The sequence below is a fragment of the Actinoplanes sp. GCM10030250 genome (genome assembly GCF_042666575.1).
Lineage (GTDB): Bacteria > Actinomycetota > Actinomycetes > Mycobacteriales > Micromonosporaceae > Actinoplanes.
Window position 1 is genome coordinate 155,639 of record NZ_JBHTDO010000006.1, and the last position, 12,289, is coordinate 167,927.

General features: G+C 73.7%; 8 protein-coding genes. 4 read left to right on the forward strand and 4 right to left on the reverse strand.

Going from position 1 to position 12,289, the window contains the following annotated elements; translation table 11 throughout:
- Nucleotides 1–16 precede the first annotated feature (16 nt).
- Nucleotides 17–2,698 carry an ATP-binding protein gene (locus ACFQV6_RS11365; RefSeq protein WP_378027366.1) on the reverse strand — a complete coding sequence of 894 codons (2,682 nt, stop codon included), beginning with the start codon at nt 2,696–2,698 and terminating at the stop codon, nt 17–19.
- 127 nt (nt 2,699–2,825) lie between these two features.
- Between ACFQV6_RS11365 and ACFQV6_RS11370 the strand changes: the two genes are divergently transcribed.
- From ACFQV6_RS11370 to ACFQV6_RS11380, 3 genes are all read left to right on the forward strand, one after another.
- Entirely contained in the window at nt 2,826–3,671 is an 846-nt protein-coding gene (locus tag ACFQV6_RS11370; RefSeq protein WP_378027367.1) for a BTAD domain-containing putative transcriptional regulator, read from the forward strand.
- A gap of 82 nt (nt 3,672–3,753) precedes the next feature.
- A complete protein-coding gene (locus ACFQV6_RS11375) occupies nt 3,754–6,195 on the forward strand; it encodes an ATP-binding protein (protein WP_378027459.1) in 2,442 nt (813 codons plus the stop codon).
- A 39-nt stretch (nt 6,196–6,234) separates the two neighbouring features.
- Nucleotides 6,235–8,967: an ATP-binding protein gene (locus ACFQV6_RS11380; RefSeq protein ID WP_378027368.1), complete on the forward strand. Its 2,733-nt coding sequence runs from the start codon at nt 6,235–6,237 to the stop codon at nt 8,965–8,967.
- A 75-nt stretch (nt 8,968–9,042) separates the two neighbouring features.
- Here ACFQV6_RS11380 and ACFQV6_RS11385 read toward each other — a convergent pair whose 3' ends face one another.
- Genes ACFQV6_RS11385 through ACFQV6_RS11395 form a run of 3 tightly spaced genes read right to left on the reverse strand, consistent with a single transcriptional unit; the run spans nt 9,043 to nt 11,614 of the window.
- Nucleotides 9,043–9,831 carry an oxidoreductase gene (locus tag ACFQV6_RS11385; RefSeq protein WP_378027369.1) on the reverse strand — a complete coding sequence of 263 codons (789 nt, stop codon included), beginning with the start codon at nt 9,829–9,831 and terminating at the stop codon, nt 9,043–9,045.
- The gene (locus ACFQV6_RS11390) at nt 9,831–10,811 is read right to left on the reverse strand and encodes an alpha/beta fold hydrolase (RefSeq protein ID WP_378027460.1); all 981 of its coding nucleotides are present in this window, start codon (nt 10,809–10,811) and stop codon (nt 9,831–9,833) included. Before ACFQV6_RS11390 ends, ACFQV6_RS11385 begins: the two co-directional genes overlap by 1 nt.
- An 11-nt stretch (nt 10,812–10,822) precedes the next feature.
- The gene (locus tag ACFQV6_RS11395) at nt 10,823–11,614 is read right to left on the reverse strand and encodes an alpha/beta hydrolase (protein WP_378027370.1); all 792 of its coding nucleotides are present in this window, start codon (nt 11,612–11,614) and stop codon (nt 10,823–10,825) included.
- A gap of 116 nt (nt 11,615–11,730) precedes the next feature.
- On the opposite strand from ACFQV6_RS11395, the gene ACFQV6_RS11400 reads away from it, so the two are divergent.
- Nucleotides 11,731–12,276 carry a GNAT family N-acetyltransferase gene (locus ACFQV6_RS11400; protein WP_378027371.1) on the forward strand — a complete coding sequence of 182 codons (546 nt, stop codon included), beginning with the start codon at nt 11,731–11,733 and terminating at the stop codon, nt 12,274–12,276.
- The last annotated feature ends 13 nt before the right edge of the window (nt 12,277–12,289 follow it).

The following is a 12,289-nucleotide window of genomic DNA, read 5'->3' on the forward strand; positions in this document are numbered from 1 at the left end:
TGTGGACCGTACCGGGTCAGCGAAGGTCGGCGATGGCACCGGGGAGCGCGGCCCGGCTGGTGATACCGAGCTTCGGGAAGATCCGGTAGAGGTGTGCCCCGACGGTCCGGTGTGACAGGAACAGCTGGTCGGCGATCTCCTTGTTGGTCCGGCCGTCGGCGGCGAGCCGGGCGATCTGCATCTCCTGGGGGGTGAGCTGGGCGGCGAGCGGTTTCGCCGGTGTGCCGGCGGTGACACCGGCGGCGCGCAGTTCGGATCGGGCCCGGTCCGCCCACGGGCCCGCTCCGGCCAGGTCGAACGCGGTCGCGGCGGCGGCCAGCTCGTCGCGGGCGGCGGTGATCCGGCGCTGCCGGCGTAGCCACTCGCCGTAGACCAGCCGGGTGCGGGCGATCTGCAGGGGGAACTCGGTGGCGGTGTCCGGCATGCCGAGGGCGGCACGGTAGTGCTCCTCGGCCCGGTCGTCGCCGGCGAGTAGGCCTCGGCTGCGCTCGATCAGCATTCGCAGGAGGCCGGACCGGAACGGGCGGGTCCGGTCCTCGACGGCGTCCACCAGCGGCGCGGCCTGCTCCGGGTCGCCGGCCCGGCACGCCGCCTCGGTGAGGTCGGCCACCGCCAGTGGGCCGAGGTCGGGATGACCGGCCGCGAGGAGCAGTTCGTCGAGCGCCTCCGGGTGCCGGCCCGCGGAGAGCGCTGCCAGCCCGTGTGCCCAGCTGAGGTGGAATCGCAGGTCGGCGCGGTCCGCGGGGAACGGGCCGGTGGTCTTCGTCTCGTCGCCGCGCCAGGCCGCGAGTTGCGCGGTGAGCACCTCGGTGGCGGCGATGATCAGCGGCAGGCCGAGGTCGGCGCCGTGCCGCCGGGCCTCGTCGGCGACCAGTGCGGCGTCGGCCAGCCGTCCGCGCACCAGCAGGTTGCGGGCTTGCTGGATCTGGACGCCGGCGAGGTCGGCGAGAGCGCCGGCTCGCCGGTAGCCCTCTGCCGAGGCGGTCCAGCAGGCCCCCGCGAGGACCCATTCGTACAGCGACTCGGAGGCGGTGGCCAGCCCGGACGCCCATGGCGGTGGCAGCGTGAGCAGGTCCCGGGTGGCGGCGCGGACGGCGGTGATGAGCTGCTCGGCGTGGGCTGCGGGCGCGAGGTAGGCGGTCGCCATCGTCATCCTCGGGTCGTCGCCGGGCAGCCCGAGCTCCCGCAGTCCTTCGAGGATGCGGTCGCCGGTGGCGGTTCCCGGGCTCTCCTGACGGCAGCGGATCGACGCGAACAGCAGCAGGCTCGCCGCGATGTCCGGGTCCACCGGCGCGGCCCGGCGCGCGCTCTCGATCAGCCGGCCGATGTCCAGGCCGGCGGTGCCGACGTACAGCGCGAGGTACGACTCGGTGATCGCCAGGTCGGCCTGGACTAGGGGGTCGGCGACCTTCTGTGCGGCGGCGACCAGTCGCCGTGCGGCGTCGGGCAGGCCACTCTGCCGGGCGGCGTCGGCCGCCCGGGCCAGCCGGCGGCCCTGGAGATGCGGGGCGGGCGACAGCTCGGCGGCGCGTTCCAGGTAGCGCATGGCGCCGCCGAGAGCGCCGCGGGCGCGGGCCAGGCCGGCGGCCTCCGCGAGGTCCCGGGCGACGGCTTCGTCGCGGCCGACGGTGCCGGCCGCCCGGTGCCAGGCTGACCGTTCCGGATCGCCGGCGAACACCTCGGCCAACGCCCGGTGGGCGGCGATCCGGCGGGGGAACGACGCCGCGCCGTAGATGGCTGACCGGATCAGCGGGTGCCGGAAGGTCAGTTCGTCGCCGGCCCTCCGGACCAGTTCGGCCGCCTGGGCCTGACCCAGTTGCTGCTCGGGTGCGTCGATGCCGAGCAGGTGGGCGGCCTTGCCGAGTTCGGTCAGGGTGACCGCGTCGCCGGCCGCGGCGAGCAGCAGCAGGTCCTGTGCCGGCAGCGGCAGCCGGGCCACCTGGTCGGCGAAGGCGTTCTCCAGGCGGGCGCTGAGCGGCAGCCGGGCGGGTAGGGCGGCCGTGTCGTGAAGTCCCCGTTCGGTGAGGCCGCGGGACAGTTCGACCAGGGCCAGCGGGTTGCCCTCGGCCTCGTCCAGGACCCGGTCGCGGACCTCGCGGCGCATCCCCGGGTCGAGTTCGGCGAGCAGGCCGGTGGCGTCGTGCTCGGTGAGGCGGCCGATCGGCAGCTCGGGCAGGCCGAGTTCGGTGATCGGGTCCACGCTGTCGGAGCGGCAGGTGACCAGCATGACGATCGCCGTGTCGCGTACTCGGCGGCCGACGAAACCGATCAGGTTCGCGGTGGGCCGGTCCATCCACTGCACGTCCTCGACGATCAGCAGCAGCGGCTGTTCCTGGGCGAGGTCCTCGAGCAGGCCGAGCACCGCGACGGAGAGCACGAGCTGGTCCGGCGAGGTGCCCGGGCCGAGACCGAAGACGCTGTGCAGGGCGGCGCGCTGCCGGTCGGGCAACCGGTCGGCGCGGTCGACCACCACGTGCAGCAGTTGTTGCAGGCCGGCCAGTCCGGCGCTGCTCTCGCGCTGCACGCCGGCGCAGGTCAGCACCCGGAAGCCGAGTTCGATCGCGGTCGCCCGGGCCTCGTCGACGAGGGTCGACTTGCCGATCCCGGCGGGACCGCGCAGAAGCAGGGCGCTGCCCCGCTCCCCTGCCCCGGCCAGCAGCCCCCGCAATGTCGCCCGTTCCGGCGCCCGCCCGTGCATGGGCAGACCATAACGTCCGATGGCTTAGGTCATCGGTACGCCGGTCGCCGGCTGACGTAGTCGTGTGACAGATGCCCTGCTCACCGTCGCTGCGAATACTTCGTGGCGACAACGGGGGGTGGGAATCGTGGCAGTACGGGACGTCTGGTTCACGGTGCTCGGGCCGGTCCGTGCCTGGACCGGTGACCGGGAGGTCGATCTGGGTGCACCGCAGGCGCGGGCGTTGCTCGCGCTGCTGCTGGCGCACGGCGGGCAGGCGGTGAGCCTGGCCCGGCTGGTGGACGCGATGTGGGGTGAGGATCCACCGCGGACGGCGGTCAACGCGATCCACCGTAACGTCGGCCTGCTGCGCCGGATGATCGAACCGGAGCTGCCGGCCCGGCATCCGGGTGGCTGGCTGGTCCGGGCGGCCGGCGGGTATCGGCTGGACGTGGACGGCGAGAGCCTGGACCTGTTGCGGTTCCGCCGGCTGGTCCGGCAGGCCCGGCAGCCGGGCAGTCCGGACCCGGTCGGCCTGTACCGGCGGGCTCTCCGGCTGTGGGACGGTGCCGGCGGGGACGGCATCGACGCGCAGGTGCGCGGTGACGCGGTGTTCACCCGGCTCGACCAGGAGCTGTCGACGGTGGCGCGGGAGGCCGCCGACACCGCGCTGGCGTTCGGCGCGGCGGGGGAACTGGCTGACGTGGTGGAGCTGGTGGCGGGGCGGGCGCCGTTCGACGAGCCGCTGCACGCCCGGCTGATCCGGCTGCTGTCAGCGGCCGGCCAGCGGGCCCGGGCGTTGGGGGCCTATCAGGCGTTGCGGGTCCGGCTCGATGAGGAGCTGGGGATCTCGCCCGGTCCGGAGGTGGTCGCCGCGCACCGGACGGCGTTGCAGCTTGAGCCGGTCAGGTCGCTGCCGGGGCGGGCGCGGGGGTTGAGGTCGGTGCGGCTCCTGTCGTACGGAAGCAATGGTTGTCGGTTTTCGGTGCTTTGACCCTGGAATGATCCGGTGACCGTCCGTCACATGACGTACGCGGCAGTCGTGCCGCCGGGCCTAGGGTTCGGTGGTGAGCGAGATGGTCGGCCGCGGAAGACCGCTGTCGCGTCTCTCCGAGCTGATCGCCCGGGCGCACGCCGGCGACGGCGGCGCGGTGCTGATCACCGGTGAGACCGGCGTGGGTAAATCCACCCTGATCGAGGCCGCGGCCGGGATCGCGGCTCAGGCCGGATTCCGGGTGCTGAGCTGCTCCGGTGTCGAGGGCGAGACACAGATCGGCCTGGCCGGGCTGCACGAGCTGCTCCGGGTGATCATCGACCGCGCCGAGATCCTGCCGGAGCAGCACCGCGACGTGCTGTTCAGCGTCTTCGGCCTGGGCCCGCGGATCGCGCCGGACCGGCTCCAGCTCTCCGCCGCGGTGCTCGGCCTGCTGACCGCGCTCGCCGCGGAGCAGCCGCTGATGATGGTGCTCGACGACGCCCACTGGATGGACCAGCCGACGATCGGCATGATCGCTTTCCTGGTGCGGCGGGTGACGGCCGCGCCGATCGTGATGGTGGTCGCCCGGCGGCCGGACGGGGCGGCGGCGCTGGAGACGCTCGGGCTGGACGAGATCGTCCTGGAGCGGCTCACCGAGTCGCAGGCCCGGAGTCTGGTCACCCGGCGGCACCCGGGCCTGGCGAACCATCTGCTGCGTCAGGTGCTCGACGAGTCCGAGGGCAACCCGCTCGCGCTGATCGAGCTGGCCGGTGCGGCGGCGAGCGGCCGCCACGATGGCGCGGTGTCGTCGTTGCGCGCCCGGCTGGAGCGGGGCCACGCCGCCCAGCTGGCAGCGCTGTCGCCCGGCGCGCAGGACCTGCTGTTGCTGGTCGCCGCTGCCGCCGGTTCGGTGTCGGTTCCCGAGCTGAGCGCCGCGGCCGAGCGGATGGGCCTGAGCCTCGACGGGTTCGCCGAAGCCGAGAAGAGCGGCCTGGTCGCCGTCACCGGCACGAGCGTGTCCTTCCGGCACCCGCTGATCCGGTCGGCCGTCTACCGGACGGCCGGCCTGCACCGGCGGGTCACCACCCACCAGGCGCTCGCCGGGACGCTGGCTGAGCGGGGGCAGTCCTCCCAGGCCGCCTGGCACCGGGCCGCGGCGACCTTCGGGTACGACGAGCCGGTGGCCCGCGACCTGGAGGACGCCGCCGCCGGTGACAGCCTGCGCGGCCTGCACGGCGCGGCGATGCGCGCGCTGGAGCGGGCGGCGGCCCTGACCCGCGACCGGGCCGGGCAGGGCCGCCGCCTGATCGGGGCGGCCCAGGCGGCCCGCCTGGCCGGGATGACCGGCGACTGCCGACGGCTCGCGGCCCGGGCCGCGGAGGTGGCGCCGGACGCCGAGATCCTCAGCGGGCAGGCGATGATCCTGCTCGCGCTCGACCTCAACTCCGGTACCCGGACCTGTGAGCCCGATGACCTGCTCGCGCTGGGCAGGCGGTTCGCCGGTGCCGGCCGGCGCGACATGGTGTTGCCCATGGTCACGTCCGCCGCCTTCCTGTGCCGGTGCCGGGCCGGTTCGGCGGAGCTGCGGGACCGGATCAGCGAGGCGCTCGACGCGCTCGACGTGCCGAACTCCGGCCCACAGCTGGTCATCGCGCACGCCGTCCTGGCGCCCGCGCGGCACGCGCCCGCCGTCAGGCCCCGTCTGCGGGCGTACGCCGGCGACCTGACCAGCCTGTCCCCGCAGTTGCTGTCGGGTCTGGGTACCGCCGCGGAGGCGTTGCAGGACTGGACGCTGGCCGCCGGTTTCTTCACGGCCGCCGCGCAGCGGTTCGAGGACGGTGCGGCGCTCGCCGACGCCATCACCGTCCGGCCCGAGGTGGCGTTCGCGTTCGCCGTCCAGGGCCGCCTCGGCGAGGCCCTCGCCGAGGCGGAGCCGGTGCGGGTGGCGGCGCGCGACGGGGACATGCTGGTCGCTGCCGCCTTCGCCGATGCGGTGGCCGTGTTCGCACGGGCCTGGCAGGGCCATCCGGTGCCGGCCGCGGAGCTGATCCGCGCCGACGTGGACGCCCTGCGCGCGTGGGCCGCCGGCCTGTCCGCGCTGACCCGGGGCGAGCCGGCCGCGGCATACGGCGCGCTGTGCGCCACGGCCCGTCATCCTGACGTCGCGGCGCCGGCGATCGCCGATCTGGTCGAGGCCGCGGCCGCGGTGGGTCAGGCGGATGCGGTGCGCGTCGCGCTCGAGGACGCCGAGCGGCTGGCCGAGGGCACGCGAGCGCCGCTGATCCGGTCGCTGGTCCACCGCGCCCGGGCCATCCTCGGCGAGGACTGCGAGGGCAACTTCCGCCGCGCTCTGGAGGTGCCGGGCGCCGATTCCTATCCGTTGCAAATCGCCAGGACAAGTCTTGTGTACGGGGAATGGCTGCGCCGCGCCAACCGGGCCGCCGAGGCGCGGGCTGTCCTTACCACCGCCGCGACCGTGTTCGAGCGAGCTGCCGCACACCCGTGGCTGGCCCGGGCTCAGAGATCGCTGCGGACCGTATGATCGGGCCGCTGACTGAGTGGACCGAGGTGAAGCGCCCCCATGGCGAGCCTGTTCGGGCGCGCGGACCAGGTCCGCAGCATCACCGCGCTGGTCGCCGGGCTGCGTGACGGCGGTGCCGCCCTGCTCGTGCGCGGTGAGGCCGGCATCGGCAAGTCCGCCCTGCTGGACCTGGCCGTGACCGTCGCCGGGCAGGCGAGGGCGCAGGTTCTGAGCACGACCGGGGTCGAGGCGGAGAGCCACCTCGACTTCGCCGGCCTGCACCAGCTGCTGGGGCCGCTCCTGCCGCTCGCCGAGGCCCTGCCGGGTCCGCAGCGCACCGCGATCCTGACCGCGTTCGGGCTGGCCGACGCCGCGCCGCCGGACCTGTTCCTGATCGCCCTGGCCTCGCTGAACCTGCTCGCCGACGCCGGCAGCCTGGCGCCGGTGCTGGTCACGGTCGACGACGCGCACTGGCTGGACCCGGCGAGCGCGGCCGTGCTGGCCTTCGTCGCCCGGCGGATCGCCGCCGAGCCGATCGGGCTGGTGGCGTCGGCCCGCGACGGGTTCGGCACGCCGCTGGACGGCGCCGGCCTGCCGGAACTGCGGGTGCCGCCGCTGGATCCGAAGGCCGCCGAGGCCCTGCTGGACGCTCGGGCGCCGGGCCTGCCACCGGCGGCGCGGGCGTCGATCCTGGCGACCGCCGAGGGTAATCCGCTCGCCCTGGCGGAGCTTCCCCTGGCGCTGGGCGAGCCTGAGGTGGCCGGCCGGCTCGACCCGGCCGGGAGCTGGCTACCGCTGACCACCCGTCTGGAGCAGGCGTTCGCGGGCCGGCTCGACGGCCTGCCGGAGGCGACGGTGACGGCCCTGGAGGTGGCCGCGCTCAACGACGGTGACGGCCTGGCCGAGACGCTGGCCGCGGCCGGCCGGCTGCGGGAGGTCGCCACCGGGGATCTGCAGCCGGCGATCGAGGCCCGGCTGATCACCGTCGACGAGCGGCGTATCCGGTTCCGGCATCCGCTGATCCGCTCGGCCGTGCAGCAGCGGATCGGCGGGGTGCGACGGCTGGCCGTGCACACCGCGCTGGCGCAGGCTCCGGACATGTCCGCCGAGCGGCGGCTGTGGCACCGGGCCGCGGCGAGCGAAGGACCGGACGAGCAGGTCGCCGCCGAACTCGACGACGCCGCGCAGCACGCCCAGCGGCGGGGCGCGGTCGCCGGCGCGGTACGCATCCTGGAGATCGCCGCCCGGCTGAGCACCGACCAGCACCGGCGGGTGGAACGGTTGCTGCGGGCGGCGGCCTGGGCCACCGAGCTCGGCCGGCGCGACGCGGTGGATCGGCTGCTCGACCTGATCGGGCCGGCCGAGATCACCGCGGCCCAGCAGGCTCGCCGGGCGTGGGTGCACGGCCGGTTCGACAACCATCTGGCGGAGAGCATCCCGGGGATCCGCGCGCTGGTCGCGTTCGCCTGGGAGGCGATCGGGCGCGCCGAGACCGACCTGGCCCTGGACCTGCTCTACGCGGTCGGGCTGGCCTGCGCGTACACCGAGCCGGGCACGGAGATCCGGGAGTCGGTGGTGGCCGCGGCCCGCCGGATCGAGGTGGCCGCCGACGACCCGCGGCTGCTGCTCGTGCTCGCGTTCGCGCACCCGGTGGCGTGCGGCGCCGAGGTGCTGGCCCGGCTGCGGCAGTGGGCGGCGGCCGGGATCGGTGACGAGTCGTCGTACCGGGCGCTGGCCACGAGCGCGAACGCGATCGGCGAGTACGAGCTGTGCCTGGCCTTCGCCGCTCCGGCGCTGACCCACCTGCGGAGCCAGGGCCGGCTGGGTCTGCTGGCCCGGGCCCTGGCCGTGCAGGGCCGGGCAGCGGCGAACCTGACGAATCTGAGCATCGCGGTCACCGCCGCCGAGGAGACGATCCGGCTGTCCCGGGAGACCTCGGTGCCGCCGGTCGAGGCACTCGGCTGGGCACAGAACGCGCAGGTCGCGGCGTTGCGGGGCCGGTTCCGTGAGTTCGAGGAATGCGCGGCGCAGGCCGAGCTGCTGGCCACCCCGCTGCGCGCGGCGGCAGCGTTGTCCACGGTGCAGCACGCCCGGGGTCTCGCCGCGCTGGCGGTCGGGCGCCACCCGGAGGCGGTCGAGCCGTTGCTGCGGATCTTCGAACCCGGGGATCCGGCGTATCACCTGCTGCACCATTGGGATGCGATCGGTGACCTGGCCGAGGCCGCCGCCTCGGGGCCGAGCCGGCCGCGGGTGCTCGAGATCGTCGCCGGCCTGGAGCGGGTCGCCGAGCGGATGCCGACGACGGCGTTGCGGGTGGGGCTCGGTTATGCCCGTGCTGTGCTGGCCGACGATGAGCAGGCCCTGCTGTTGTTTCTGGCCACCGACCTGAGTGGGTGGCCGTTCGTGCGGGCGCGGGCGCAGCTGGTCCACGGCGCGTGGTTGCGCCGGCATCGCCGCCGCGCGGAGTCCCGGGCGGTGCTGCGGGCTGCCCGCGACGCGTTCGACGCGCTCGGCGCCGCGCCGTGGGGTGAGCGGGCCCGGCAGGAGCTGCGCGCCTCCGGGGAGGTCAGCACCCGCCGGGCTCCGGACGCGCTGGACCGGCTCACCCCGCAGGAGTTGCAGATCGCCCAGCTGGCGGCGGACGGGCTGACCAATCGGGAGATCGGTCAGCGCCTCTACGTGTCGCATCGCACGGTGAGCACCCACCTGCACCGCATTTTTCCGAAGCTCGGTATCACGTCCCGGGCGGCGGTCCGGGAGGCGCTGGCCCGCACTCCCGAACCGCCGGACTGAGCCTCCCGCGTTGCCGGACCGCCTTGGTGATCAGGCCGCCGGTGCGATGTTCCGGTTGATCCGGAACAGGTTCGCTCAGAGCGTGCTGATCAGGCCGCCGTCGATGACGATGTCGGCGCCGGTGACGTTCCCGGCGCGGTCGCCGGCCAGCAGCAGGACCAGGTCGGCAACTTCGTCCGGCCGGGTGAACCGGCCGGTCGCGGTGCCGCCGACGGCACCCTTGACGACGTCCTCCGGTGTGAGGCCGGCCGAGTCGCCGACGGTCTCGGCGACCCCGCCGGCGCCCAGCCACAGGTCGGTCTCGACCGGCCCGGGGCTGATCGTGTTGACCCGCACACCGCGCGGGCCGACCTCTTTCGACAGGGACTTGGAAAAGTTCGCGAGCGCGGCCTTGCTTGCGCTGTAGTCGATGACCAGCGGGTCAGGCAGCGACGAGTTCACCGAGTTGATCGTGACGATGGTGCCGCCGCGGTCCAGCAGCAGTGGCAGCGCGGCGCGGGTGACGCGGACCGCGGCGAGCAGGTTGATGGTCAGGGTGTCCAGCCAGTCGGCGTCGGTGACCGACAGGAACCCGCCGACCCGGGGCCGGACCGCGCCGACGTTGTTGACGAGGATGTCCAGCCGGCCGCCGAGCACGGCCGTGGCCTGCTCGACGAGCGCGGTGGCGCCCTCGGCGGTGCTCAGGTCGGCGTTGACCGGGTGCACCCGGCCGTCCGCGGCCAGGGCGGCGAGTTCCGGCGTGGTGGTCCGGGCGCCGGCGACCACGTGCACGCCCTCTCCGGCGAGGGCCCGTACGATCGCCAGCCCGATGCCCCGGCTGGCCCCGGTGACCAGGGCGTTTCTGCCCGACAGGCGCAGGTCCATCAGGCCCGCCCGCGCAGGAAGGTGGTGAGGATCCGGGTCATCTCGGCCGGGTGCTCCTCGTAGATCCAGTGCCCGGAGCCGGCGATCACCTTGCCGGTGACGTTCACCGCGTACCCTCGAACCTGGGTTTCGATGTTGCCCCCGAGACTGCCGTCGGCGCCGATCGCGAGCACGGGCATCGGCAGTTTGGTCTTGATGTTGATCTCGTTGTCCTTGATGTCCTGCGGGAACGCGCGGAACCAGTCGAAGCTGGCGCGCAGGTGCGCGTCGTCCTTGAGGTACTTCGCGAAGACCTTGACGTCCTCGGGGCCGACGCCGTCCTTGACGTCCTCGAGCTGGTCGGTGAACAGCTGCACCCACCGCTCCTCGCGGCCGTCCACCATCTGCTCGGGCAGGCCGTTGGTAAGCGAGAAGAAGCCGAAGTTCCATACGCCGCGGCCGACCTCGGGCAGCGCCGGGAACGAGTAGAACGACCTGTCCGGGATCGGCGCCTCGCTCAGCACGAGCTTTTTGACCTCGGTGGGGTGCGCGGCGGCGTACGCGTAGGCGACCATCGTGCCGATGTCGTGCCCGACCAGCCTGATGCCGGAGTTCAGGCCCAGCTTCACGAGCAGTCCGTGGATGTCGGCGGCCATCGTCTTCTTGTCGTAGCCACCCACCGGGGCGTCGCTCTTGCCGGCGCCCCGCAGGTCCGGCGCGACAACCGTGTAGTGCTCGGCGAGCGCCGGCAGGATGTCGTGCCACTCGTACCAGGTTTCCGGATAGCCGTGCAGCAGGACCAGGACGGGGCCGTGCCCGCCGCGGACGAAGTTGATCCCGACCTCGCCGACCCGGACCTTGCGTTCGGTGAAGCCGGCCGGCAGGCGACTGTCGGCTGTGTCGTAACTTTGCGCGCCGGCGGTGGTGTTACCGCGCGCGTCGGCCACCGCGGGTCCGCTGAACGCGACGACGGCGGCCAGGGCCGCGGCCGTCGCTTTCATCACGGCCCGCATCAGAGGCCCTGCTCTTTGAGCCAGGTCAGCGCCGTCTCGGCCACGTCGCGCCACCCTGAGTCGATGGTCAGCGAGTGTGCCTTGTCCGGGAAGTCGACGATGTCGGTGACCGCGTGCGAGTGCCGGTACTGCTTGAGCGTGGACCGCACGACCACCTCGGGCACGGTGTGGTCCTTGCCGCCCGCCATCAGCAGCAGCGGGCCACGCGACTCGTTGGCGGTGTCGACCTTGGCCGGCGAGTGCGGGTTGAAGTTGGCGGCCGCGGCCTCGAACAGCGGCTTGCCGGGAGCGGGGATCGCCCAGCGGTCGAACAGCTCGCGGGACTCCTGCTCGGTGACCGCGTTGCCGAAGGCGTACCGGAACTGCTCCGGCGTCAGCGAGACGGCGCGCTTGGCGTTCGCCGGGTTGCCCAGCACCGGGAAACCCGACCGCAGCGTCGACAGTGGCAGCGGCAGCACGCCCTTGATCTGAGCGGCGTCGATGGCGACCGCCGCGGCGCCCAGGTCGAGGCCGAGCAGCTTCTGCGCGATCATGCCGCCGAACGAGTGACCGATCAGGATCGGCTTGGCATCCAGCCGCTCGATGATCCCGGTGTAGTGCTCGACGACGTCGTCGATGCCGTGACCGGCGAGGGCGTCCGGGTTCGCCCGGGTCGCCTCGACGGTGTCGGCGTCACCGGGCCAGCCGGGAGCGGTGGCGCGGTAGCCGCGCTCGGTGAACAACTCGAGCCAGGGCTGCCACGAGGTGGAGTGCAGCCACAGGCCGTGGATGAAGATGACAGGTACGGACATGTTCTGAGCCTTCCGACGCCGGATGTGCGACAGCGGCCTCAGGCTAGGAAGGGCTCAGTGGGCAAAGAGTGGGCGAGCGTTCGCGGCGTAGTGGCTGAAAATGCTACGAAGGGTGGGTGCCCGGTCTGGAGAGTTCCCTTGATGCCCCGTCCCTGGAGACTCCGCGGCTGCTGTTGCGCCGCTGGCGGAGTGAGGATCTGGACGGGTTCGCCGCCGTCAACGCGCAGCCGGAGGTGATGCGGTACATCCATGACGGCCGCACCCTGGACCGGGCCGCGACCGCGGAGCGGCTGGCACATTATCAGCGGCACTGGGACCAGCACGGCTACGGCCTGTACGCGGTGGAGGTCAAGGAGACCGGTGAGCTGGCCGGTTTCACCGGGCTGGCGGTGCCTGCCTTCCTGCCCGAGATCATGCCGGCCGTGGAGATCGGCTGGCGGCTCGGTCGTGCGTACTGGGGCCGGGGCCTGGCCACCGAGGCCGCCCAGGCCGTGGTCTCGCACACCCGTGCCGAGCTCGGCCTGAGGCGGCTGGTCAGCATCCACGTCGTCGGCAATGAGGCGTCCGCGCGAGTGATGGTCAAGCTGGGCATGACGCTGGAGCGGGAGACCGTGCAGCCGGACACCGGCCGCCGGGTCCGGGTCTACGCGATGGACCTGTGAACACGCACCGGCC